Source organism: Sphingomonas sp. SP5 (assembly GCF_058313455.1).
This window is the reverse complement of record NZ_JBZFLF010000003.1, coordinates 245,073-267,367: the sequence shown is the minus strand read 5'-3', so window position 1 is coordinate 267,367 and position 22,295 is coordinate 245,073. Positions and strand designations below refer to the sequence as shown.

Here is a 22,295-nt window from a genome sequence, read left to right as displayed (position 1 = left end):
AGAGAGACCCATGCGTAGCCTCGAATATTTCCCCAACCTCGTCACCCTGTTCTTCACCCGCGCGCGCGAGAAGGGCGACGCGCCGTTCCTGTGGAGCAAGACCGGCGGCCAGTGGGTGGCGATCAGCTGGGCCGAGGCGGCGCGCCAGGTCGCGAGCCTCGCCGCCGGCCTGCAGGCGATCGGGATGAAGCCGGGCGACCGGGTGATGCTGGTCAGCGAGAACCGGCCGGAATGGGCGATCTCCGACCTCGCGATCATGGCGGCGGGCTGCGTGACGGTGCCGACCTACATCACCAACACCGAGCGCGACCATACGCATATCATCGCCGATTCGGGCGCCTGCGCGATCATCGTCTCCACCGACAAGCTGGCCAAGACGCTGCTGACCGCAGTGCTGCGGTCCAACCAGGGGCAGACGGTGATCGGCATCGACCCGATGCGCGCGCCCTCGGGCAGCATCGACTTCCACGACTGGCGCCAGCTGATCGCCGACCATCCGACCGACCCGGAGGTGACGGCCGCGCAGGCGACGTTCGGCCGGGGCGATCTTGCCTGCATCATCTACACCAGCGGCACCGGCGGCGCGCCGCGCGGGGTGATGCAGCACCACGGCGCGATCCTGCACAACGTCAAGGGCTGCGCCGCGGTCATCTCCGAGGATTTCGGCTGGGACGACGAGGTGTTCCTGTCCTTCCTCCCCCTCTCCCACGCCTATGAGCATACCGGGGGGCAGCATTTCCCGATCGGATTGGGCGGCCAGATCTATTACGCCGAGGGCCTCGACAAGCTCGCCGCCAATATCGAGGAGGTGCGCCCGACGATCATGTTCGTCGTCCCCCGCCTGTTCGAGGTGCTGCGCACCCGGATCAGCAAGGCGATCGAGAAGCAGGGCGGCATGTCCGCCTACCTGCTCGACAAGGCGCTCGACATCGGCGCCAAGGAGAACGAAGGCCGCGTGCGCTTGTCCGACCGGCCGGCGCAGTTGCTGGTCCGCACCCTCTTTCGGCCCAAGATCGCGAAGAAGTTCGGCGGCCGGATGAAGGCGATGGTGTCCGGCGGCGCGCCGCTGACGCCGGAGGTCGGGCTGTTCTTCCAGGCGCTCGGCCTCACCTTCCTGCAAGGCTATGGGCAGACCGAGGCGGCGCCGGTGATCTCGTGCAACCGGCCCAGGGTCGGCGTGCGGATGGACTCGGTCGGCCCGCCGCTCGACGATACCGAGGTCAGGATCGCGCCCGACGGCGAGATCCTGGTGCGCGGCGAACTCGTCATGCACGGCTATTGGCGCAACCAGGCGGAAACCGACCGCGTGCTGAAGGACGGCTGGCTGCACACCGGCGATATTGGCGAATTCGACGACAAGGGTCGCCTGAGGATCACCGACCGCAAGAAGGACCTCATCATCAACGACAAGGGCGAGAATGTCGCACCGCAGAAGATCGAGGGGATGCTGACGTTGCAGCCCGAGATCGTGCAGGCGATGATCGCCGGCGACCGGCGGCCCTATATGGTCGCGCTGGTCGTGCCCGACCCCGAATGGACGCAGGAATGGTGCGCGGCCAACGGCACCTCCTGCAAGTTCGAACGCCTTGCCGAAAACAGCGAATATCGCACCGCCATCGGCCATGCCATCGAACGGGTGAACAAGGACCTGTCGGTCACCGAACGCATCCGCCGGTTCGTGCTGGCCGATGCGCCCTTCGCTATCGAGAACGAGCAGCTGACGCCGAGCCTGAAGATCCGCCGGCACGTGATCCGCGGCGTATACGGCGAGCGACTGGACGCGCTGTACAAGGGGTGAAACCGACGAAATGAGCGGCGGGGACGCCGCTCACACTCCCTCGCCTACTTCCCCTTCTTCGGCAGCACCGCGAGCGTCCAGTCCTTCTCCGGAACCAGATACTTCGCCGCCGTCGCCTGCAGCACGTCGGGCGTCACGTCGCCGAAGTCGCGGCCGAGATGGCGGATGGCATCGAACCGCCGCTCGTCATAGGCGCCGCCCGACAATTCGCGTAGCCAGAACAGGCTGCTGGTCGAGGCGCGGGCGTAATATTGCTGCAACGGCCCCTTGATGCGGGCGAGCTCGTCCGCGCTCACCGGGTTCTTGGCGAGGTCGGCGGCGATCTCGCGTGAGAGGCGGAAGAACAGCGGCACGTTGGCGGGCGCGACCTGGCTGATCGCCATCAGGCGGCCGCCACCGGGCAGGCCCTTGGGCCATTGGCTGGCGACGCCGGGGCTGTAGCTCGCCCCCGCGGCCTGGCGCATCCGCTCGAACAATCGGTCGCTGAACACCTGCGCCAGCACGTCGAGACGCCGCGACTCCGCGATGTCGGCGAGGCCGGCACCCGTCGGCCAGGCGATCACTGCACTCGCCTGGTTATCGGGGCCGTTGTGGTAGCGGAGCACCGGGGTCGCGACATGCGCCGGAAAGTTGACCGGCGGCGGCGCCGTATCGGTGACGGTGCGCGGCGGCAGCGCGCCCAGGCTCTTCGCCACCGCGGCGATCGCCTCGTCCGTCTTCACGTCGCCGAACACGTCGACCTCGATCGGCCCGCTCGCCAGCAGCGGCGCCCAGAACGCCTTGAACCGGGCCGGCGTCAGCGCATCCACCGCCTTGGCATCCGGGGTCTGCCAGCGCGGATCGCCGGCATGCAGCAATCCTTCCAAGTCGCGCGACAGCACGCCATCGGCCGAGGAATCATAGCCGGGGATCGCGGTGAGCGCCGCCGACTTGGCCCGTGCGACCGGCGCCGCATCCCAGCGCGGCTGGCCGAGCTTCGCCGCGACCAGGGTCAGTTCGTCGGCATAATCCTTGGGGCTGGAAAGCGCCGCGATCGAGAAGGTATCCTCGTCGATCCCGAAATCGAGGCCGAGCTGGCGACCGGCGGTGAGCTGGTCGAGGTCGTTCTGGCCGAGATTGCCGATGCCGCTTTCCATCAGGGCGAGGTCGCCGGCCCAGGCGGGACTCGGCCGATCGGCGGGCAAGGCATTGTAGCCGCGCCCGAAGCGCACGCGCACGAACACGCGGCCGGTGTCGTCGGGGTTGGCGAACACCAGCATGCGCACGCCGTTGGAGAACACCACCTTCTCCGCCGGCAGCCCCGGAATCGGCGTGCGGCTGGTGACGGTGGCCGGGGCGCCGAGCGCCGGCAGCTTGCTGAAATCCACCGCCGCCTGCGCGGCGCGCTTGATCGTCAGCGTCGATACGTCCGCCTTCAGCGCGGCGGCGAGCTTTTCCGCCGTGCCCTTCTCGGCGGTGCGGGTGTTGACCAGGGCGCGCGTCGCATCGCCGCGGAAGATCTTCTTGGTGGAGGCGAGCACGGCGGCGGGATTGAACATTCCCTTGGTCTTCGCATCGACCAGGATATCGTAGCTGTTCTGCGGCGCGGTCACCGTTTCGCGGATGTCGAGCGCACCGGCCATGTCGTCGGCCTGCTTGGCGCTCGCCTCGACCCGCGCGGTTTCGACGCCGTTGCGCATCGCGACCTCGTAATCGGCATATTCGCGATCGATCTCCGCCTGGGTCGGCGGCGATTTCTCCGCATCGGCGATCACCGCGCGCACGTCCTTCAGCGCCTGTTCCCACTGATCGCCGACCGGCAGGATCGTCACCGTCGTCATGTTCGCCGACCGCGACCGGTCGTCGAGGTCGACGCTCGCCTGCACGAAGCTGGCGCCGGCGCGCGCGCGCCGCTCCAGGCGGCGGCTGATGACCTTGGCGGCGATGGTGTCGACCATCCGCTTCTGGTTGAACAGCTTGGTGTCGTCATTGTACTGCCAGGGCCGCATCACGCCCATCAGCACCAGCGGCGGCAGGCCGGGTTCCACGATGGTCGCGGAGGTCGGCTGCTTGGCATCGGGCTTGCCGAAATCGGGATCGGCGGGATTGGCGCCATGGCCCTGCCAGCCGGCGAAATGCTTGGTGACCAGCTGGGCGAGCTGGGCTGCATCCATATCGCCCGAGATGATGACGACCGCGCGTTCGGGGCGATACCAGCGATCGTGAAACGCCTTGATGCTGGCGCCGGTGGCGGCGTCCAGCGTCTCGACGGTGCCGATCGGCGACCGGTCGGCGAGCGGCTGCCCGGCGAAGAACAGGCCGTTCATCGCATCCTGCAACTTCACCTGCGGCCCGGGCTGTTCGCGACGTTCCGCGAGGACGATCGGCCGCTCGGCCGACACCGCGGCATCGGTGAGCGTCGGCTGCGCGATCATCCCCGACAGGATCTTGAGGCTTTCGTCGATCGTCTCGGGCGTCGCGGACGGCAGGTCGAGCTTGTAGAGCGTCTGCGTCGGCGTGGTGGAGGCGTTGCTGTCCGACCCGAAGGTCGCGCCGAACCGCTGCCACACCCGCTTCGCCTCGCCGTCCGGCACATATTCAGACCCGCGGAAGGAGAGATGCTCGATGAAGTGCGCGTAGCCCCGCTCGCTGTCCTTTTCGTTGAGCGAGCCGGCATCGATGCGGACCCGGATCGAAATCTGCCCCGGCGGCACGTCGTTCTTGCGTACCGCATAGCGCAGGCCGTTGGGCAAGGTGCCGAACACCCAGGCGGGGTCGTGCGGCAGGTCGCTGCCCTTGTAGAGCCATGGCGCTGGATCGACCTTGACCGCCGGCGCCGCCGCGGCGGGTGCAGCGGATGCCGGTGCCTTGGCGGGGGGTGCCTTGGTCTGGGCGACGACCGCCGAGGTAAGGGCGAGAACGAGAACGGGCGCGAACGCGCGGGGAAGGAACGCCATGACCCGCCTGTAGCGATTGCCGCCGCCCGCCGCCAGCATCGTGCCCCATCCTCCTCGTTTCGGACATCATTTCGCCCCGGTACGGGGTTAGCAGGCAGGCGACGGCAGCGGCCCCGGGGGAAACGGCGGGCCGAATTCGATGATGGTGCATGCGATGACGACCCGAACCGAAGAGACGCCGCCCGCAATGTGGCGGAAATCCGGCAGCGCGCCGGAGGTGCGGCAGCAGCAGCGGGGGCGGCCGCGACCGATGCAGGCCGAGCGCGGGCGACCGCTCATCATCCGCGTCGGCAAGCATCTGCGCGGCGTGTTCGACCGGCTGATCGCGGCATCGTCGCTGGTCGCCAACGATCCGGTGCTCGACGTCCGCGACTTCGCCTGGACCGCGCTGCTCCGCGACCATTGGCGCGAGATCCGCGACGAGGCGATGCGCGTCGTCGCCCACGGACAGGCGCCGAGCCTCGCCACCATTTCCCCTGATCACCGCTCGATCGCGGAGGTCGACAAGTGGCGATCGTTCTTCCTGTGGGGCTACGGCTATCCGATCCCCGACAATCTGGCGCGCTGCCCGGCGACGCGTGCGCTGGTCGAGCGGATCCCCGGCCTCAACAGCGCCTTCTTCTCGATCCTCGCCCCCGGCACGCACATCCCGGCGCATCGCGGCGTGACCAAGGGGCTCATCACCTGCCACCTCGGCCTGATCGTGCCGCGCGACGGCGACGTCCGGATGCGCGTCGCCGACCGCGTCGTCCGCTGGTCGGAGGGCGAGACGCTGGTGTTCGACGACACCTACGACCACGAGGTGTGGAACGACACCAGCGGCACGCGCGTGGTGCTGCTGGTCCAGTTCGAGCGGCCGCTGAGGAATCCGGGCAAATGGTTCGCCGACCTGTTCATGGGCTTCGTCAAGCGATCCGCCTTCGTGCAGGAAGCGCGCGCCAACATCGGCAGCTGGAACGCCGCGGTGAAGCAGCTGGAGGTGTGACGCTCAGTCCTCCCCAAACGGGGAGGTGGCGCCGCGCAGCGGTGATGGAGGGGCAGCCACAGGCCGTGGTCCTGCTTGGCTGCCCCTCCACCAGCTACGCTGGTCCCCCTCCCCGTTTCCGGGAAGGATTGAGGGTGCGAAACAATCCCTTTTCCCTCCCGCGCTTGATCGCCTCGCGTCCACGCGCCACATGGGCGCCATGCTGATCGAGACCGAAACCACGCCCAATCCGGCGACCCTCAAGTTCCTGCCCGGCCGCATCGTCATGGATGCCGGCACGCGCGACTTCGCGACGCCCGAGGAAGCGGAGGCGAGCCCGCTCGCCGACATGCTGTTCGCATTGGGCGACGTGACGGGCGTGTTCTTCGGCCGCGACTTCGTGTCGGTCACCGCCGCGCCGGGCGTCGAATGGCCGGGCCTGAAGCCCGACGTGCTCGCCATCCTGCTCGACCATTTCGCCGCCAACATGCCGCTGTTCCGGCAGGGCAGCGCCGGCTTCAGCGTGCCGGCGGACGACGAGATCACCACCGACGATCCCGCCGATGCGGAGATCGTCGCGCAGATCCGCGAGCTGATCGACACCCGCGTCCGCCCCGCGGTGGCGAACGACGGCGGCGACATCGTCTACCGCGGCTTCGACAAGGGCAAGGTGTTCCTGCGCATGCACGGTGCGTGTGCCGGCTGCCCGTCGTCGACCGCGACGCTGAAGAACGGCATCGAGCAGCTGCTGAAATATTATGTCCCCGAAGTCACCGAAGTGAGGGCCGTCTGATGCGCCACCCCCTGTCCGACGACGCGCTCGACCGCATCTTCCGCACCGCCCGCAGCTACAACGGCTATACCGATCAGCCGGTCGCCGAGGATCAGCTGCACGCGATCTGGGACCTGATGAAATGGGGCCCGACCAGCGCCAACCAATTGCCCGCCCGCCTGGTCTGGTGCGTCAGCGAGGACGCGAAGGCGAAGCTCGCCGCCTGCGTTTCCGACACCAACGCGTCCAAGATCCTGAAGGCGCCGGTCAGCGTCATCATCGCGATGGATGTGGAATTCCACGAGCATCTGCCCGAACTATTCCCGCACACCGATGCCAAGGCGTGGTTCGACGGCAACACCGAATTGCGCACCGCCTCGGCCTTCCGCAATTCGACGTTGCAGGGCGCCTATTTCATCATCGCCGCGCGCGCCCTCGGCCTCGATACCGGGCCGATGTCGGGCTTTGACCAGGGTGCAGTCGACAAGGCGTTCTTCGCCGATCGGCCGGGCGTGCGCTCCAACTTCATCTCCACCCTGGGCTATGGCGACCCGGCGAGCGTCTACGACCGCCTGCCCCGGCCGGCGTTCGATCGGTTCAACACGATCGCTTGAGGACTCGCGCGCATCGCGCCTCTTGTTCCACCGGCCGCCGTGCCGCAAAGCAGCGCGACGACCATGACCGACGCCTCCCGTACCCTCGTCATCGATACCGCCACCGCCGCCTGCTCGATCGCGCTGATCGCAGGCGGCACGGTGATCGCCGCGCAGCATCGCGAGGTCGGCCGCGGCCATGCCGAACAGCTGCTGCCGATGATCGCGGACCTGCCGGACGGCGGCCGCGCGGGGCATATTCTGGTCGACGTGGGACCCGGCAGCTTCACCGGGCTGCGCGTCGGCATCGCCGCGGCGCGCGGGCTGGCGCTCGGCTGGGGCGCGCGCGTGCAGGGCTATTCCAGCCTGTCGCTGATCGCCGCGGTCGCCTTCGCCGCCGGCCGTGAGGGCGAGATCGCGGTGATGCTGGAGGGCGGGCATGGCGAGGTGTTCATGCAGGCCTTCGCCGCCGGCCCCCGCCCCCTCGATACGCTCGCCTCGTTGAAGCCGGAGGCGGCGATCGCCGCGCTCGCCGGGCGCCATCCGGTCGGCAACGGCGTGCGCTGGCTGCAACAGGTGGCGCCCGACCTGCACGGCACCCCCGCCCTGCCCCGCGCCGCCGATGCGCCGCTGCTGCCGCCCGACCTCGCGACCCTGCCGCCGCGCCCGCTCTATGGCCGCGCGCCCGATGCCAAGCTGCCGGGCGGGAAGGCGCCGGCCTGATGGCGACTCGCCAGGTCCTGCTGCGCACCGGCGACGCGCGCGACGTCGCCACCGTCGATGCGCTGATGAGTGCCGCCTTCGACCCGCGCTACGGCGAGGCGTGGACGCGCAACCAGTGCATGGGCGTGCTCGCCATGCCCGGCGTGCGGCTGACGCTGGCGCTGGTCGCCGACGTGCCGGCGGGCTTCGCCATGGTGCGCAGCGTCGCCGACGAGGCCGAGCTGCTGCTGCTCGCGGTCGATCCCGCGCATCGCCGCCGCGGCATCGCCACCGCCCTGCTGCGCGCGGTGATCGCCGAGGCGCAGGCGGGCGGCATCGCCGACCTTCACCTCGAGGTGCGCGCCGGCAATGCAGCGGTCGACCTGTATATCGCACAGGGCTTCGCCAAGGTCGGCGAACGGCGCGGCTATTATCGCGGCAAGACCGGCCAGGCGTTCGACGCGCACACCTATCGGCGGCCCGTCTAGGCGGTACCGGCAGGCGACCGCCGTCATTATTGCGAGTCGGTTTCGCTTTTCGCAACAAGCACGATCCACTACATTGCGCCCATGCCTCGCAAGATCGACCTCGAAGCCCTGTGCAACCAGAAGGGCCTGCGCATCACCGAACAGCGGCGCGTGATCGCCCGCGTCCTGTCGGAGGCGGAGGATCATCCCGACGTTGAAAAGGTCTACGAGCGCGCCTCGGCGATCGACCCCGGCATCTCGATCGCCACCGTCTACCGCACCGTGCGCCTGTTCGAAGAGGCCGGCATCCTCGACCGGCACGATTTCGGTGACGGCCGCGCCCGCTACGAGCCCTCGCCCGAGGCCCATCACGATCACCTGATCGACGTCGAGACGGGCAAGGTCATCGAATTCGTCGACCCGGAACTCGAACAGCTGCAAAAGGCGATCGCCGAAAAGCTCGGCTTCCGCCTCGTCGACCATCGCATGGAATTGTACGGCGTCAGCCTCGACCGCAAGGCTTGAGGCGCCGCGTGCGTCCGGCCGCGGTCGCGGCATGAGGGGCGTCGCGTGATGGGCAACGTGCGCCTCACGCTGCGACTGGCAGCGCTGATCGGCACGTTGCTGGTCGCGCTGGCGCTGCACGGCCTGTGGCGGGCGTTTCGCCTACCCTCGCCATGGCCGCGCCGCTTCCTCGGCAGCGTGGCGCGCATCGCCGGTGCGCGGGTGCGCGTGATCGGCACGCCGCTGAGAGGCGATGTCGTGTTCCTCGCCAATCACCTCAGCTGGATCGACATCCTCGCCATCGCCGGCGCCACCGGCAGCGCCTTCGTCGCCAAGGGCGAATTGCAGGGTGTGCCGCTGGTCGGCTGGCTGTGCACGCTCAACCGCACGATCTTCGTGACGCGCGAGGACCGGTTGCAGGTGACCGCACAGATCGCCCGCCTGCGCACGGCGCTGGCCGAAGGGCGCGGCGTCACCATCTTTCCCGAAGGGACGACGGGCGACGGTACCACGCTGCTGCCCTTCAAGGCCGCGCTGCTCGCCGCGCTCGACCCGCCGCCGCCGGGCGTATGCGTGCAGCCGGTCCGGGTCGATTACGGGACGGCGACCGGCGAACTCGCCTGGATCGGCGACGAACCCGGACAGTCCCATGCGCTGCGCGTGCTTCGCCGCCGCGGCACCTTCCCGGTCACGCTGCACATGCTGCCGCCCTTCGACCCGGCCGCCGCCGGCGGTCGCAAGGGCATCGCCGCCCGGGCGCGCGCGGCGATCGCGGAATAGGCCGCCGTCTGCCGCGGCTCAGCGTACCCCCGGCCCGAAGGAATAGGACAAGGCCACGCCCCCCGACAGCTGGTTGCGCGACCCGAAGGCGCGCACCACCGGCGACCGGCCGGGGTCGGCGACCAGCCGGTCGTATTTGGCATAGCCGACCAGTCCCCAGCGCGGGGTAAGCTGCTTCAGCGCGCCGGCCGTCGCCCCCACCGCCTGCACGCCGCCACCCGCATCGAACGCCGGCAGTCCCGATCGCACCGCGTCGGCAGGGGCGACGCCGAAATAGGCGCGATTGTAGCGCGCGCTCGCCAGCGTCAGCCGCGGCCCGATCGACAACAGCCAGCGATCGGCATCGCGCATGACGTAATCGGCGCTCAGCACGGCGATCAGCCCCTTGTGCCCACCCAGCCCTTGCCGCACTTCGCCGCGGACCCGCACGGCATCGGTCACCGCATATTGCGCGAAGCCGCCCGCCTCCACGGTGAAGCCGACCGTCGGCAGCACGCCGCCGACATCGCGGCTGCGCCGCCGCCCGACGAAGCCGGCCGATGGCCCCAGTTGCAGGCGCGCATCGCGGCGCAACAACGGAAAGCCCACGCTCTCATCCGGCGCCTCGAAGGCGAAGGGGGTGTCGCCGCGGGTCCGCGACACGTCGATATAGGGGCGAAGGCTCACCGAATCGGCGCCGGGATAGGTCGGCTTCACCTGCGGCCCCAACGCGACACGCGTGCGTCGCGGCGCGCTATCGTCAGCCTCCTGAGCCCGCGCCGGCGCGCTGGAGAGCGAGGCGCCGGTAACGGCCAGCAAGGCAAGGGTCGCGGAGCGGGTCATGTCCATGACCCCGGAACCTACAACTTTCGCACGCTTTGGCGAGTCGCCGCCGGCGTCGCCCGCTTATTTCGCTTGCAGCGTGGCTGCCCGCGGCAACGCGCCGGTGACCGGATCGAGCGTATCGACCTTGCGATGATAGCAGGCGAGCACGGTGGCGGTCGCATCGTTGCCCTCGCGCACGCAGGCGCGCACCAGGGCGCAGCCGATCCGATCGATGCGGGGATCACCGCTGGAGGCGTCGGCATGACACCAGCGGAACAGCGCGCCGTCACTGGCATAATGCAGCCGCATCACCCGCAGCCTGCGCGCGACCACGACGATATCGTCCTCCCGAGCCTCGGCCCGGCGCTCGGCCGGGGCTACGGCACGCGGCCCTTTCGGTGCCGGGGAATCATCGGTCACACCCGGTTGCGGACCGGATGGCAGCGGCTCTTCCGGGCGGCCCGGATCCGCCCGGATCAGCGGCTCGGCCGGCGTCGCCACCGGCACGGGCGTTGGCACGGGTATCGGCGCCTGCGCCCCCGCACAGTCGCCGACGCGGCGGGCGGTGACACGCCAACGCAACTTGCCCCCATCCAGACCCCGCACATCGTTCTCCAGAAGGTAGTCCGCATCGAGGCCGAGTTCGGCGATACGGGCGCGCAGGCGCGTGGTTCGCGTGATCGCGACGCCGGCCGGCGAGGCGATCATGCAGCGGCGGTTGCCCCGCACGCGGTTGCGCGCGATCGACAGCGTCAGGCGCGAACAGCTGGCGGTGCCGTCGAACATCGCGCGCTCGCCGACAAGCTGATCCAGGATCGCACGCGTATCGCCCTCGGTGATGCAGCGCTGCCAGCTTTGCCCTGGGCGCGGCGGCGGCATGCGCTGTCCCGGTGGAGGATCGAAGAGGATCGGGCTCGACTGAAAGCGCCATAGGCCGGCCACCATCCGCGGCGGTGCGCCCTCGACGACGATATCCGGCCCGCTCGCTGCATCCTGCTGGGCCGCGAGCGCCGCAGCGGACGCGCCCGCGACGATCCCGATCGAGACCCAGGCCACGCGGCTCTTCATCGATCCCTCTCCCTTGCGCGCAGCATTCCATGGATCGCGGCGGGGAACCAGCAAGTCATCGGCGAGCTCGGCCTGGCCGGAACACCTTCAACGTCGGGTCGTTACCGCCCCGCAATAGGGAGAAGATCATGCGCAAGGTGTTGATTTGCATTAATGTTCTGGCGCTCGCCGGGGCATCGGCCGGCGCGATGGCGCAGGATTCGGGCAGCATGACCGCCGCCCAGGTCGGCGCCGCGCCGATGACGGGTACGCCCGCCCAGAATTACGTCGCCTGGGCCGCCGACAGCGACATGTACGAAATCCAGTCGAGCAAGCTCGCCCTGTCCAAGGCGAAGAACCAGGCGACCAAGGATTTCGCGCGCGAGATGATCGCCGATCACACGCAGACGACCAAGTCTCTGATGGCGGCGCTGCCCAAGACCGAGCCCAAGGTGATGAAGCCCGGCAAGGCGCTGTCCGAACCCAATGCCGCCAAGATCGCGGCACTGAAGGACGCCTCGCCCGACGCCTTCGACGCGCTCTACATGCAGCAGCAGGCCGAGGCGCACAAGGCGGCCTGGTCGCTGCACAAGGGCTATGCCACCGATGGCCAGGACCCGGCGCTGCGCCAGGTCGCGACCACCGCGGTGCCGATCATCGAAAAGCACCTGGCGCATGCCAAGGGCGGCGCGGGTGGCGCGATGGGCGGGATGTAATCCGGCTCCGGGCTCCCGCACCGGCGGGAGCCCGGTCGTTCGGGCGGGTAGCGATCCGCCTCTCGATCCTGTATGCGCCGCGCCATGAGCGCTGCGGACAAACCCCGGATCTTTCACGTCAAGTCGTTCGGCTGCCAGATGAACGTCTACGACGGCGAGCGCATGGCCGAACTGATGACGGCGGACGGCCTCACCGCGACCGCGGATGCCGAAGCCGCCGACCTCGTGGTCCTCAACACCTGCCACATCCGCGAGAAGGCGACCGAGAAGGTCTATTCGGATATCGGCCGTCTTCGCAAACACGGCCGCACGCCGATGATCGCGATCGCCGGCTGCGTCGCGCAGGCCGAGGGCGAGGAGATCGTCCGGCGCGCCAAGGTGGACGTCGTCGTCGGCCCGCAGGCCTATCACAACCTCCCCGACCTCGTCGCAAAGGCCGCTGCCGGTACGCCAAGCCTCGATACCGACATGCCGCTGCTGTCGAAGTTCGGCAGCCTGCCGGCGCGCCGCCGCGTCGGCCCTTCCGCCTTCCTGACCGTGCAGGAGGGCTGCGATAAATTCTGCACCTATTGCGTCGTTCCCTACACCCGCGGCGCGGAGGTCAGCCGGCCGTTCGCCGCGATCGTCGACGAGGCGAAGGCGCTGGTCGATGCCGGCGCGCGCGAGATCACGTTGCTGGGGCAGAACGTCAACGCCTGGGCCGACGACACACGCGGGCTGCACGACCTGATCCGGGTGCTCGACCGCATCCCCGGCCTCGCCCGCATCCGCTATACCACCAGCCACCCCAACGACATGACGCAGGGGCTGATCGACGCGCATGGCGACGTCGAGAGCCTGATGCCGTTCCTCCACCTGCCGGTGCAGGCGGGCAGCGATCGGGTGCTGAAGGCGATGAACCGCAGCCACACGCGCGATTCCTACCTGCGCCTGCTCGACCGCATTCGCGCGGTGCGACCCGATATCGCGCTGTCGGGGGACTTCATCGTCGGCTTCCCCGGCGAAACCGAAGCCGAGTTCGCCGAGACGCTGAGCCTCGTCGACGCGGTCGGCTATGCCCAGGCCTATTCGTTCAAATACAGCCCCCGCCCCGGCACGCCCGCCGCCGACATGGCCGGCGCGGTGCCGCCGGAAGTGATGGACGAGCGGCTCCGGCGGCTACAGGCGGCGCTGGGGCGCGACCAGCTGGCGTTCAACGCGGCCAGCGTCGGGCGCACCTGCGACGTGCTGATCGAGCGTCGCGCCAAGCTGCCCGGCCAGATGCTCGGCAAGTCGCCCTGGCTGCAATCGGTCCACCTGATGACCGATGCCGCGATCGGCGACATGGTGACGGTCGATATCCTGTCGGGCGGCCCGGTGTCGGTCGGCGGTGCGGAGCGGGTGCGCGCCGCCGCCTGATCCGCGCCTGATGCAAGCGAACGGTTTTGCGGCTTTCCTTTCGCCCGGCCGCATCCCACATTCGGTCCTCAGCCATTCCGGCATGAAAGGACCGCATGAGTCGCAAGCCCGTCCCCGCCCGCTCCGGTGAACGCAGCCGGGCAGAGGTGTTGTTCGACAAGCCCCAGTTGCTCGCCACGCTGTTCGGGCAATACGACCAGAATCTGGTGGCGCTCGAAAACCGGCTGGGGGTCTATATTACCGCGCGCGGCAATCGCGTCGGGCTGGAGGGTACGGCAGAGAATGTCGCGCTCGCCCGCGACGTGCTGCAAGACCTCTACCACCGCCTGCAGCGCGGCGAAGAGGTCGACACCGGCCTCGTCGATGCCTCGATCGCGATGGCGTCCGAACCGACGCTCGACGGCATCGTCAGTACCGAACGCAGCGGCATTCCGTCGATCATGATCCGGACGCGCAAGAAGACGATCGTGCCGCGCACCCCGGCGCAGGCGCACTACATGCGCGAACTGACCACCAACGACATGATCTTCGCGCTGGGGCCGGCGGGGACGGGCAAGACCTATATCGCCGTCGCGCAGGCGGTGTCGCAGCTCATCACCGGCAGCGTCCAGCGCCTGATCCTGTCGCGCCCGGCGGTCGAGGCCGGCGAAAAACTGGGCTTTCTGCCCGGCGACATGAAGGAGAAGGTCGATCCCTACCTGCGCCCGCTCTACGACGCCCTCCACGATTGCCTGCCCGCCGAGCAGGTCGAGCGGCGGATCGCCAGCGGCGAGATCGAGATCGCGCCGATCGCCTTCATGCGCGGGCGGACGCTGGCGGATGCCTTCGTGATCCTCGACGAGGCGCAGAATACGACCCCGGCGCAGATGAAGATGTTCCTTACCCGTTTCGGGCAGAACAGCCGCATGGTGATCTGCGGCGATCCCAACCAGACCGACCTGCCCGGCGGTGTCGGCGCATCGGGGCTTGCCGATGCGACGATGCGGCTCGACGGCGTCGAGGGTATCGCGATGACGCGCTTCACCGCCGCGGATGTCGTCCGCCATCCGATTGTCGGGCGGATCGTCGAGGCATATGAGGGGCCGAACGGTTGACGCAACCGTATATCCTTGCCACCTTGGCGGGATATACGGGAGGTGACGATGGCGTCGCTCTACATCAAGAATGCGGACACCGCCGATCTGGCGCGCGAAGTCGCCGACTTGCTCGGAACGAGCAAGACCGCGGCGGTTCATGATGCCCTGCTCCAGCGCAAGCGTGAGCTGGAAAAGGCTCGCACGCTGACGATCCACGAACGGATGGATGCCTGGCGCAAGGCCAACCCGCTGGGACGAGACACCGGGTTCGTGGCGGACAAGGCGTTCTACGATTCGCTGAACGATGAGGACGACGATTGAACGTGTTCGTCGACGCATCCGCGATGGTGGCGATGATCGTCAAGGACGAGGATCATCGCATCCTGGAAGCGAAGTTCGGCGCGGCCAGCATCACGCTGTGTTCGGCCATTTCGCTATGGGAAACGGTGCGCGCCCTGTGCAAAATCCGCGGCGTCGCAATCAAAGAGGCGTCCGATGAAGCGGATCGGTTCGTCACGGATTTCGATGTCCGGCTGGTCCCGATCGGTGATGCGGAACGCGTTGGCGCGATCCAGGCTTATGCCCGCTACGGCAAAGGCCACCACCCCGCCTGCCTCAACATGGGCGATTGCTTCGCCTATGCCTGTGCCAGGACAAACGACGCCAGGCTGCTCTACAAGGGCGACGATTTCTCGAAGACGGACCTTGCATGATCCACATCGAACTCACCCGCGAAGAGCCCTGGCCCGACGGCACCGATTGGGACGCGCTGGCCGTCCGCGCTGCGCGTGCCGCGATCGAACGCACGCCGCATGGCGACCTCCTCACCACCGCCGCGGTGGTGGAGATCAGCGTGCGGCTGACCTCGGACGAGGACGTGCACGCGCTCAATCGCCAGTACCGGCAGAAGGACAAGCCGACCAACGTCCTCTCCTTCCCGATGGTGCAGCCGGACCTGATCGACACGGTCAGCCAGAACAGCGACGACGGCGAACTGTTGCTCGGCGACATCGTCCTCGCCCACGGCGTCTGCGTGGCGGAGGCGCAGGACAAGGGCGTCACCGTCGAAGAGCATGCCACGCACCTGCTGGTGCACGGCACGCTGCATCTGCTAGGCTACGACCATCTGGACGATGACGAGGCCGATGCGATGGAGGAGATCGAGCGTCAGGCGCTCGCCACGCTCGGCATCGCCGACCCCTATTTGATACGAGAGGACTGATACCGCCGCCATGGCAGACGACCGAAGTAGCGCCGGCAACGGCGACCTCCACGAATCCGGCATCTGGCGAGGGCTGAAAACCCTCATATTCGGCGGCGCGCAGGAAGAATCCCTTCGCGACCAGTTGGAAGAGGCGATCGACCGGCACGAGGACGATCCCGGTCCCGATGCCAAGGGCGACCTCACTCCGCTCGAGCGGCAGATGGTGCGCAACCTGCTCCACTTCGGCGAGCGCGATGCGGGCGATGTCGGCGTGCCGCGGGCCGATATCATCGCGGTGGAGGAAGGCACCACCTTCGCCCACCTGGTGCAGATCTTTGCCGAGGCCGGCCACAGCCGCCTGCCCGTCTATCGTGGCGAGCTCGATACGATCATCGGCATGGTGCATATCAAGGACGTGTTCGCGATCCTGGCGACCGGTGCCGAGCACCCGGCCAGCATCGCCGGGCTGATCCGCGAGCCGTTGTACGTGCCGATGAGCCGCGGCGCGCTCGACCTGCTCGCCGACATGCGCCAGCGCCATGTCCATCTGGCTATCGTGCTCGACGAATATTCCGGCACCGAAGGCCTCGTCACGATCGAGGACCTGATCGAGGAGATCGTCGGCGAGATCGAGGACGAGCATGACGAGGCACCCACCGCACTGCTGGTGCCGATCGACGATGGCGCCTGGGAGGCGGACGCACGCGCCGAACTGGAGGATGCCGCCGAACTGATCGACATCCGGCTGGGCGAGGCGGATAGCGACGTCGATACGCTGGGCGGCCTTGCCGCGGTGCTCGCCGGCCACGTGCCCGCGATCGGCGAATGCGTCGACCATCCCAGCGGCTGGAAGTTCGAGGTGCTCGACGCCGACGAACGGCGCATCCACCGCCTGCGGCTGCACCCGCCTGTCGTGCGCGAGGTGGAAGAGGCCTGACCATCGCCAGTCCGCTGCTCGCCGCCACTCAGCCGCCGTTCATCGAAGCGGACCATCCTGCGACGAAACGACAGGGGAGATGGATGGCATGCGACACGGAACCTGGCTCATCGTTGCGGTGGCGATGCTGGACGGTGGCATGGCTCATGCGCAGGCATGGAGCACGATCGATACCGGTCCCGTCCGGCCGCCGAAGGAAGACTGGCAGACGATCAGCAGCTTGCCGCCTACGGCTCCGGTCCATTCAGAGCTCCGCCGTACTCGCCGGATGATCGACGGCGCGCGACGCGCCGGTCAGCTGACCCGTGACGAGGCGCGCGAGTTCCGGCGCGAATCGCGGCGGATCGATGCCATGGCCGGTCGCTCCGGCGGCAGCGAGGCGGACCGGCAACACGCCCAGGCCGCAGCCCGCGCGCTGGAAAGCAGGATCAACGCCAAGCGCGGCATCCCGCCCCGCTGATCGCCTCACCCGATCACACCTTTCGCGATTAAGCGTTTTCCCGATCAGCCGGACTGCGATAGCAATCGCAACATGACCACGGCACGGTGCGTTCACCCCGCCGCGGCCCGACCGAATCGAGGAGAGACAAGCCATGGACGCGATCACCGAAGGCAGCCCGATCAACGATCCCAAAAAGCAGCCGCTCGCCATGCGCCGCCTGCTCGGCCAGACCGCCAAGGACTGGTGGCCTGAAGCGCTCTCGATCGACATCCTTCATCAGAAGGGCGTCAGCGGCAATCCGATGGGCGACGACTTCGACTATCGGAAGGAATTCCTCAGCCTCGACTACGACCAGCTGAAGGCCGATCTCACCGCGCTGATGACCCACAGCAAGCCGTGGTGGCCGGCGGATTACGGGCATTACGGCCCCTTCCTGATCCGCATGGCCTGGCATTCGGCCGGCACCTATCGCACCGGTGACGGCCGCGGCGGCTCCTCGGCCGGCCAGCAGCGGTTCGCGCCGCTCAACTCGTGGCCGGACAACGGCAACCTCGACAAGGCGCGCCGCCTGCTCTGGCCGATCAAGCAGAAATATGGCCGCAAGCTCAGCTGGGCGGACCTGTTCATCCTCGCCGGCAACGTCGCGATTGAATCGATGGGCGGGCCGACCTTCGGCTTTTCCGGCGGGCGCGAGGACGTCTTCGAGCCGGAGAAGGACGTCTATTGGGGCACCGAGGAGGAATGGCTCGGCCAGACCCGGATCGACGAGGAAGCCGGCCTCGCGCTCGAAAGCCCGCTCGCCGCGATCCAGCACGGCCTCATCTACGTCAATCCGGAAGGTCCCGGCGGCTGCCCGCATCCGCAAGGGTCGGCGCGTGACATGAAGGAAACCTTCGCGCGCATGGGGATGAACGACGAGGAAACCGTCGCGCTCACCGCCGGTGGCCATACCTTCGGCAAGGCGCACGGCGCGGGTGATCCGAAGCTCGTCGGCAAGGAGCCGGAGGGCGCCGACATCGCCTCGCAGGGCCTCGGCTGGGCATCGACGCACGAGAGCGGCATGGGCGATCATACCATCACGTCGGGCATCGAAGGCGCCTGGACGCCGACGCCGATCACCTGGGACATGAGCTATTTCGACATGCTCTTCGACCATGAATACGAGCTGGTGAAGAGCCCGGCCGGTGCGCACCAGTGGCAGCCGGTCGGCAATCCCGACGAGACGCTGGCGCCCGCCGCGCACACCGCGGGCAAGCGCGTGCCGACGATGATGACCACCGCCGACATGGCGCTGAAGGTAGATCCCGCCTACAATGCGATCTGCCAGAAATTCCGCGCCGACCCGGCCTATTTCGCCGACGTATGGGCGCGCGCCTGGTACAAGCTGACCCATCGCGACATGGGGCCGAAGATCCGCCTGATCGGCCCGGAAGTGCCGCAGGAGGAGCTGATCTGGCAGGATCCGATTCCGCTCGCCGACTATCCGCAGATCGAGGCGGGCGACATCGCCGACCTGAAGGCGGCGATCGCCGATGCCGACCTGTCGATCGAGGACCTCGTCACCACCGCCTGGGCCTCGGCCTCGACGTGGCGCGGATCGGACCATCGCGGCGGTGCCAACGGTGCACGCATCCGCCTCGCCCCGCAAAAGGATTGGGAGGTCAACCAGCCCGAGCAGCTTGCCCGCGTGCTGGCGGTGTATGAGGGCATCAAGGCCGACTTCGACGGCAAGAGCGCGAAGAAGGTATCGCTCGCCGACCTGATCGTCCTCGGCGGTTCGGTCGGGATCGAAGCGGCGGCCAAGGCGGCCGGCAATGCGATCGAGGTGCCGTTCACGCCGGGCCGGACCGACGCCTCCGCCGAACAGACCGATGCCGAGGGCTTCGACGTGCTCGAACCGCGCGCCGATGGCTTCCGCAACTATCTGCAGGTCAAGTTCAACGTGCCGACCGAGGAGCTGCTGGTCGATCGCGCCCAGTTGCTCGGCCTGTCGGCGCCGGAGATGACGGTGCTGGTCGGCGGCCTGCGCGTGCTCGGCGCGAACCATCCCAAGGCCAAGAACCACGGCGTCTTCACCGACCGTCCGGGCCAGCTGACCAACGACTTCTTCGTGAATTTGCTCGACATGGGCACCGCGTGGAAGCAGATCAGCGACGAAAGCGACGAGGAGTTCGTCGGCACCGATCGCGAGACGCACGAGCAGAAGTGGACCGCCTCGCGCACCGATCTGGTGTTCGGCTCCAATTCACAGCTGCGCGCGCTGGCCGAGGTCTATGCCGCGTCGGATGCGGGCGAGATGTTCGTCCGGCACTTCGTCCAGGCCTGGACCAAGGTGATGAACGCGGATCGCTACGACCTGCTTTACGGTTCCGAGGCGTAAGCGCACGCCGGCATCCGCCGGCATGACACAGGGCCGTCGGCGCTTCCCCTCTGGCGCCGGCGGCCTTTTCGTATCCGCCCCTTCCGCCCGCCGCCAGGCGTGCCTATCGTAGGGGCATGCTGAAGCACATCCTGCGCGTCGCCGCGCTCGTCGTCGTCATCGCGGTGGCGGTGGTCGTCTATCTCGCCTGGCCGGACACGGCGCAGGTGCCGTTCGACCGCGTCACCGGCAAGCGCCCCGCGATCACCGAGGCGCGCGTGCAGACGATCCCGACCGTGAAGGTCGCCGATGTCGTCGGCTGGCAGGGCAACGAAGCCCCCACCCCCGCCGCCGGACTGACGGTGCGGGCCTTTGCCAAGGGCCTCGACCATCCGCGCTGGCTCTATCGCCTGCCCAATGGCGACGTGCTGGTCGCCGAAACCAATTCGCCGCCGCGCGATGGCGGCGGTATCCAAGGCTGGGTGATGCGCCATCTGCTCGGCAAGGCGGGCGCCGCGGTGCCGTCGGCCAATCGCATCACCCTGCTGCGCGACGCCGACGGCGATGGCGTGGCGGAGGAACGCCATGTCTTTATGACCGGCCTCAACTCGCCGACCGGCATGGCGCTGCTCGGCGGCCAGCTCTACGTCGCCAACACCGATTCGGTCGTGCGCGTGCCCTATGCCGAGGGCACGACGCGGATTACCGCCAAGCCCGAACTCATCGTCAGGCTGAACGGCGGCGGCAACCATTGGGCGCGCACGCTGATCGCCGCCCCCGACGGTCGTACGCTCTACGTCGGCGTCGGATCGTCGTCCAACATCGCCGAGAACGGTCTGGAGGCGGAGAAATTCCGCGCCAACATCCTTCAGGTCTATCCCGACCAGAAGACGTTCCGCATCTTCGCCTCCGGCCTGCGCAACCCGCAGGGCATGGCGATCAGCCCGTTCAACAACCAGCTGTGGACGGTGGTCAACGAGCGCGACATGCTGGGATCGGACCTCGCGCCCGATTACCTGACGCAGGTCGAGCTGGGCGACCAGTTCGGCTGGCCCTGGTTCTACTGGGGTGGCTATCCCGATACGCGCGTCGACCCGCAGCGCCCGGACCTGCAGCAATATGCGAAGCGCCCCGATTACGCGCTCGGGCCGCACGTCGCCGCACTCGGCCTCACCTTCTCGGGCGACGTGACGCTCGGGGATCGCTTCGCCAGCGGCGCGTTCATCGGCGAACACGGTTCGTGGAACCGCAAGCCGGTGTCGGGCTACAAGGTGGTCTTCATCCCCTTCGCCCCTCGTGGCTTCCCGGTGGATGGTGCCAAGCCGGTCGACGTGCTGACCGGCTTCCTGGACAAGGACGGCAAGGCGCGCGGGCGCCCGGTCGGCGTGATCGGCGACAAGGCGGGCGGCCTGCTGGTGGCCGACGACGTCGGCAACACGATCTGGCGGGTGTCGCAGGCGAAATAGGCGTGCGTACCGCCGTGGCAGCCCTGATCCCCGACGGGTCAGGGTTACACCTGGGTGCACAGCACTGGTCGAGCCCGAACCGTTTGCCCTGAGCCTGTCGAAGGGCGGACCGCCACGAGCAATAGGCTCGCGGCACCGTGCCCTTCGACAGGCTCGGCACGAACGGATGGAGCCGGCCGCCTTCTACCGTCTAGCGCACGTCGCGGAGCGGCATCGGAAGACCTCTGCCGCTCCCAAACGCCTCTGGGCGCCAGGAGGCGCTTATTGCGCCGGCGCAGGCTCGGTAAACTTGATCGCGGTGCCGGTGGCATTGGTCTTGCCCCAGCTGACCGCGGTCACGTGCGAATTGCCGTAGCGCGCGTTGATGACCGCATCCGCGCCCATCTTCTCGGCGCGCTCCCACAATTCGCGGAAGATCTTGGCCTCCGATGAGGCTTTGCTGAAGATCGTCGCCTTGCGCACGCCTGCCTTGACCTCGCCGATCACGCGATACGGCCGGTCGGCGATGTCCCCTGCGAAGACGGGAACGCCAGCCTCGGGATTGACGACGGCATAGGTCTTGCCGTCCTTCGCCGACGCAGCCGGCGCCACGGCCAGCATCAGAACGACGGCCGCGATCGATCCGGGATATGTCATGATTGCCTTCCCCCCATGCGCCCGTTGATCCGGACGCCGCAGGATGGTCGCAAAGCCACGCCAGCCAGTCAAGACTGGGGCCATTACGGCCCTGCATGCAGGAGAGGAAGCGGCCCGATCCGCCGCGTCAGGAACCGAATGGTGGAGCCGAGGGGGATCGAACCCCTGACCTCTGCAATGCCATTGCAGCGCTCTCCCAGCTGAGCTACGGCCCCATCCGTTCCGGGAGGCGCCCCACTAGCGGGGGCGCCGGAGCATGGCAAGCGCTGTTTTCGCGCATGCCATGCTTATCCACAATTAATGTTCGTCGTCGTCATTGGGCGCTTCCACGCCCAGGTCGTCGTCACCGCCGAGATCGACCTCGTCGTCCGCCGAAGGCTCTTCCTCTTCGCCCAGCGCTTCCAGATCCTCGTCCTCACCCTCGAGGTCGCGATCCGCCTCCTTGGTGTCCGGCTTGATCTGCTCGAACGGCAGCGGCTGCTTGGATTTCAGGATCGGTTCCGGGTTCCACGTCGTGCCGCAGTTGATGCAGGTGACGGGATCGTCCTTTTCGAGGTCGTAGAAGCGCGTGGCGCATTTCGGACACGTACGCTTCGTGCCCCATTCCGGCTTGATCATGCCGTATAGTGCCTTTCGGAATTGGGTTTCGCCGGGCAGAACGTCCCCTTGGGGTCGCCCCGGCCCTGCGAGGTGG

At 68.1% G+C, this 22,295-nt stretch carries 23 protein-coding genes and 1 tRNA gene; 18 read left to right on the top strand and 6 right to left on the bottom strand.

The features are described 5' to 3' along the window. The first annotated feature begins 10 nt into the window (after positions 1-10). On the top strand, positions 11-1,798 hold the full coding sequence (locus AC4GY7_RS08955) for an AMP-dependent synthetase/ligase (RefSeq protein WP_491113064.1): 1,788 nt from the start codon (positions 11-13) through the stop codon (positions 1,796-1,798). 44 nt (positions 1,799-1,842) lie between these two features. Here AC4GY7_RS08955 and AC4GY7_RS08950 read toward each other — a convergent pair whose 3' ends face one another. Further along, positions 1,843-4,734 carry a M16 family metallopeptidase gene (locus AC4GY7_RS08950; RefSeq protein WP_491113062.1) on the bottom strand — a complete coding sequence of 964 codons (2,892 nt, stop codon included), beginning with the start codon at positions 4,732-4,734 and terminating at the stop codon, positions 1,843-1,845. Between the two features lie 250 nt (positions 4,735-4,984). On the opposite strand from AC4GY7_RS08950, the gene AC4GY7_RS08945 reads away from it, so the two are divergent. The 7 genes from AC4GY7_RS08945 (at position 4,985) to AC4GY7_RS08915 (ending at position 9,516) form a co-directional block, all read left to right on the top strand. Next, complete coding sequence (locus AC4GY7_RS08945) at positions 4,985-5,719, top strand: aspartyl/asparaginyl beta-hydroxylase domain-containing protein (RefSeq protein ID WP_491113720.1); 735 nt, start codon at positions 4,985-4,987, stop codon at positions 5,717-5,719. Between the two features lie 199 nt (positions 5,720-5,918). Beyond that, entirely contained in the window at positions 5,919-6,491 is a 573-nt protein-coding gene (locus AC4GY7_RS08940) for a NifU family protein (RefSeq protein WP_491113060.1), read from the top strand. Further along, on the top strand, positions 6,491-7,084 hold the full coding sequence (locus tag AC4GY7_RS08935) for a malonic semialdehyde reductase (protein WP_491113058.1): 594 nt from the start codon (positions 6,491-6,493) through the stop codon (positions 7,082-7,084). Before AC4GY7_RS08940 ends, AC4GY7_RS08935 begins: the two co-directional genes overlap by 1 nt. A gap of 63 nt (positions 7,085-7,147) precedes the next feature. Next, positions 7,148-7,786, top strand: a complete 639-nt coding sequence (gene tsaB / locus AC4GY7_RS08930) for a tRNA (adenosine(37)-N6)-threonylcarbamoyltransferase complex dimerization subunit type 1 TsaB (RefSeq protein ID WP_491113056.1) — start codon at positions 7,148-7,150, stop codon at positions 7,784-7,786. Continuing rightward, entirely contained in the window at positions 7,786-8,253 is a 468-nt protein-coding gene (locus AC4GY7_RS08925) for a GNAT family N-acetyltransferase (RefSeq protein WP_491113054.1), read from the top strand. The genes tsaB and AC4GY7_RS08925 overlap by 1 nt, the downstream gene beginning before the upstream one ends. 81 nt (positions 8,254-8,334) lie before the next feature. Next, complete coding sequence (locus AC4GY7_RS08920) at positions 8,335-8,757, top strand: Fur family transcriptional regulator (protein ID WP_038661510.1); 423 nt, start codon at positions 8,335-8,337, stop codon at positions 8,755-8,757. Positions 8,758-8,805: 48 nt separating this feature from the next. After that, complete coding sequence (locus AC4GY7_RS08915) at positions 8,806-9,516, top strand: lysophospholipid acyltransferase family protein (protein ID WP_491113718.1); 711 nt, start codon at positions 8,806-8,808, stop codon at positions 9,514-9,516. Positions 9,517-9,534: 18 nt separating this feature from the next. Here AC4GY7_RS08915 and AC4GY7_RS08910 read toward each other — a convergent pair whose 3' ends face one another. Both AC4GY7_RS08910 and AC4GY7_RS08905 read right to left on the bottom strand, forming a co-directional pair. Next, on the bottom strand, positions 9,535-10,338 hold the full coding sequence (locus AC4GY7_RS08910) for a MipA/OmpV family protein (RefSeq protein WP_491113052.1): 804 nt from the start codon (positions 10,336-10,338) through the stop codon (positions 9,535-9,537). A 63-nt stretch (positions 10,339-10,401) separates the two neighbouring features. Next, positions 10,402-11,388, bottom strand: a complete 987-nt coding sequence (locus AC4GY7_RS08905) for a hypothetical protein (RefSeq protein ID WP_491113050.1) — start codon at positions 11,386-11,388, stop codon at positions 10,402-10,404. Between the two features lie 128 nt (positions 11,389-11,516). On the opposite strand from AC4GY7_RS08905, the gene AC4GY7_RS08900 reads away from it, so the two are divergent. The 10 genes from AC4GY7_RS08900 (at position 11,517) to AC4GY7_RS08855 (ending at position 20,965) form a co-directional block, all read left to right on the top strand. After that, entirely contained in the window at positions 11,517-12,083 is a 567-nt protein-coding gene (locus AC4GY7_RS08900) for a DUF4142 domain-containing protein (RefSeq protein ID WP_491113048.1), read from the top strand. 72 nt (positions 12,084-12,155) lie between these two features. Next, positions 12,156-13,481 (top strand): tRNA (N6-isopentenyl adenosine(37)-C2)-methylthiotransferase MiaB, encoded by a 1,326-nt coding sequence (gene miaB / locus AC4GY7_RS08895; protein WP_491113046.1) that lies wholly within the window; start codon positions 12,156-12,158, stop codon positions 13,479-13,481. Between the two features lie 95 nt (positions 13,482-13,576). Then, positions 13,577-14,575, top strand: coding sequence for a PhoH family protein (locus AC4GY7_RS08890; RefSeq protein WP_491113044.1), 999 nt, complete (start codon positions 13,577-13,579; stop codon positions 14,573-14,575). Positions 14,576-14,623: 48 nt separating this feature from the next. Beyond that, positions 14,624-14,878 carry a type II toxin-antitoxin system VapB family antitoxin gene (locus tag AC4GY7_RS08885; RefSeq protein WP_491113043.1) on the top strand — a complete coding sequence of 85 codons (255 nt, stop codon included), beginning with the start codon at positions 14,624-14,626 and terminating at the stop codon, positions 14,876-14,878. Between the two features lie 2 nt (positions 14,879-14,880). Continuing rightward, complete coding sequence (locus AC4GY7_RS08880; protein ID WP_491113716.1) at positions 14,881-15,270, top strand: type II toxin-antitoxin system VapC family toxin; 390 nt, start codon at positions 14,881-14,883, stop codon at positions 15,268-15,270. Beyond that, positions 15,267-15,779 carry an rRNA maturation RNase YbeY gene (gene ybeY / locus AC4GY7_RS08875; RefSeq protein WP_491113042.1) on the top strand — a complete coding sequence of 171 codons (513 nt, stop codon included), beginning with the start codon at positions 15,267-15,269 and terminating at the stop codon, positions 15,777-15,779. Before AC4GY7_RS08880 ends, ybeY begins: the two co-directional genes overlap by 4 nt. Positions 15,780-15,789: 10 nt before the next feature. Continuing rightward, positions 15,790-16,698 carry a hemolysin family protein gene (locus AC4GY7_RS08870; protein ID WP_443583757.1) on the top strand — a complete coding sequence of 303 codons (909 nt, stop codon included), beginning with the start codon at positions 15,790-15,792 and terminating at the stop codon, positions 16,696-16,698. 88 nt (positions 16,699-16,786) lie between these two features. Further along, entirely contained in the window at positions 16,787-17,158 is a 372-nt protein-coding gene (locus AC4GY7_RS08865) for a hypothetical protein (protein WP_491113039.1), read from the top strand. 133 nt (positions 17,159-17,291) lie between these two features. Then, positions 17,292-19,520: a catalase/peroxidase HPI gene (gene katG, locus AC4GY7_RS08860; protein WP_491113037.1), complete on the top strand. Its 2,229-nt coding sequence runs from the start codon at positions 17,292-17,294 to the stop codon at positions 19,518-19,520. A gap of 116 nt (positions 19,521-19,636) precedes the next feature. After that, positions 19,637-20,965: a PQQ-dependent sugar dehydrogenase gene (locus AC4GY7_RS08855; protein WP_491113035.1), complete on the top strand. Its 1,329-nt coding sequence runs from the start codon at positions 19,637-19,639 to the stop codon at positions 20,963-20,965. 261 nt (positions 20,966-21,226) lie between these two features. Here the strand turns inward: AC4GY7_RS08855 and AC4GY7_RS08850 are convergent, their stop codons facing one another. The 3 genes from AC4GY7_RS08850 to AC4GY7_RS08840 all read right to left on the bottom strand — a co-directional run bounded on the left by AC4GY7_RS08850 (position 21,227) and on the right by AC4GY7_RS08840 (position 22,219). After that, on the bottom strand, positions 21,227-21,565 hold the full coding sequence (locus AC4GY7_RS08850) for a heavy metal-binding domain-containing protein (RefSeq protein ID WP_491113714.1): 339 nt from the start codon (positions 21,563-21,565) through the stop codon (positions 21,227-21,229). A 175-nt stretch (positions 21,566-21,740) separates the two neighbouring features. Beyond that, positions 21,741-21,816, bottom strand: a tRNA-Ala gene (locus AC4GY7_RS08845). A gap of 82 nt (positions 21,817-21,898) precedes the next feature. After that, complete coding sequence (locus AC4GY7_RS08840; protein ID WP_443584132.1) at positions 21,899-22,219, bottom strand: TIGR02300 family protein; 321 nt, start codon at positions 22,217-22,219, stop codon at positions 21,899-21,901. Positions 22,220-22,295: the final 76 nt, after the last annotated feature.

What these genes read in the sequence shown, in the direction of transcription:
- AC4GY7_RS08925 (WP_491113054.1), top strand. Translation starts at nt 7,786, where the DNA reads ATGGCGACTCGCCAGGTCCTGCTGCGCACCGGCGACGCGCGCGACGTC.
- AC4GY7_RS08890 (WP_491113044.1), top strand. Translation starts at nt 13,577, where the DNA reads ATGAGTCGCAAGCCCGTCCCCGCCCGCTCCGGTGAACGCAGCCGGGCA.
- AC4GY7_RS08855 (WP_491113035.1), top strand. Translation starts at nt 19,637, where the DNA reads ATGCTGAAGCACATCCTGCGCGTCGCCGCGCTCGTCGTCGTCATCGCG.
- katG (WP_491113037.1), top strand. Translation starts at nt 17,292, where the DNA reads ATGGACGCGATCACCGAAGGCAGCCCGATCAACGATCCCAAAAAGCAG.
- AC4GY7_RS08870 (WP_443583757.1), top strand. Translation starts at nt 15,790, where the DNA reads ATGGCAGACGACCGAAGTAGCGCCGGCAACGGCGACCTCCACGAATCC.
- AC4GY7_RS08910 (WP_491113052.1), bottom strand. Translation starts at nt 10,338, where the DNA reads ATGACCCGCTCCGCGACCCTTGCCTTGCTGGCCGTTACCGGCGCCTCG.
- AC4GY7_RS08840 (WP_443584132.1), bottom strand. Translation starts at nt 22,219, where the DNA reads ATGATCAAGCCGGAATGGGGCACGAAGCGTACGTGTCCGAAATGCGCC.
- AC4GY7_RS08865 (WP_491113039.1), top strand. Translation starts at nt 16,787, where the DNA reads ATGCGACACGGAACCTGGCTCATCGTTGCGGTGGCGATGCTGGACGGT.
- AC4GY7_RS08850 (WP_491113714.1), bottom strand. Translation starts at nt 21,565, where the DNA reads ATGCTGGCCGTGGCGCCGGCTGCGTCGGCGAAGGACGGCAAGACCTAT.
- AC4GY7_RS08955 (WP_491113064.1), top strand. Translation starts at nt 11, where the DNA reads ATGCGTAGCCTCGAATATTTCCCCAACCTCGTCACCCTGTTCTTCACC.
- AC4GY7_RS08885 (WP_491113043.1), top strand. Translation starts at nt 14,624, where the DNA reads ATGGCGTCGCTCTACATCAAGAATGCGGACACCGCCGATCTGGCGCGC.
- AC4GY7_RS08935 (WP_491113058.1), top strand. Translation starts at nt 6,491, where the DNA reads ATGCGCCACCCCCTGTCCGACGACGCGCTCGACCGCATCTTCCGCACC.
- ybeY (WP_491113042.1), top strand. Translation starts at nt 15,267, where the DNA reads ATGATCCACATCGAACTCACCCGCGAAGAGCCCTGGCCCGACGGCACC.
- tsaB (WP_491113056.1), top strand. Translation starts at nt 7,148, where the DNA reads ATGACCGACGCCTCCCGTACCCTCGTCATCGATACCGCCACCGCCGCC.
- AC4GY7_RS08900 (WP_491113048.1), top strand. Translation starts at nt 11,517, where the DNA reads ATGCGCAAGGTGTTGATTTGCATTAATGTTCTGGCGCTCGCCGGGGCA.
- AC4GY7_RS08915 (WP_491113718.1), top strand. Translation starts at nt 8,806, where the DNA reads ATGGGCAACGTGCGCCTCACGCTGCGACTGGCAGCGCTGATCGGCACG.
- miaB (WP_491113046.1), top strand. Translation starts at nt 12,156, where the DNA reads ATGCGCCGCGCCATGAGCGCTGCGGACAAACCCCGGATCTTTCACGTC.
- AC4GY7_RS08940 (WP_491113060.1), top strand. Translation starts at nt 5,919, where the DNA reads ATGCTGATCGAGACCGAAACCACGCCCAATCCGGCGACCCTCAAGTTC.
- AC4GY7_RS08945 (WP_491113720.1), top strand. Translation starts at nt 4,985, where the DNA reads ATGCAGGCCGAGCGCGGGCGACCGCTCATCATCCGCGTCGGCAAGCAT.
- AC4GY7_RS08905 (WP_491113050.1), bottom strand. Translation starts at nt 11,388, where the DNA reads ATGAAGAGCCGCGTGGCCTGGGTCTCGATCGGGATCGTCGCGGGCGCG.
- AC4GY7_RS08950 (WP_491113062.1), bottom strand. Translation starts at nt 4,734, where the DNA reads ATGGCGTTCCTTCCCCGCGCGTTCGCGCCCGTTCTCGTTCTCGCCCTT.
- AC4GY7_RS08920 (WP_038661510.1), top strand. Translation starts at nt 8,335, where the DNA reads ATGCCTCGCAAGATCGACCTCGAAGCCCTGTGCAACCAGAAGGGCCTG.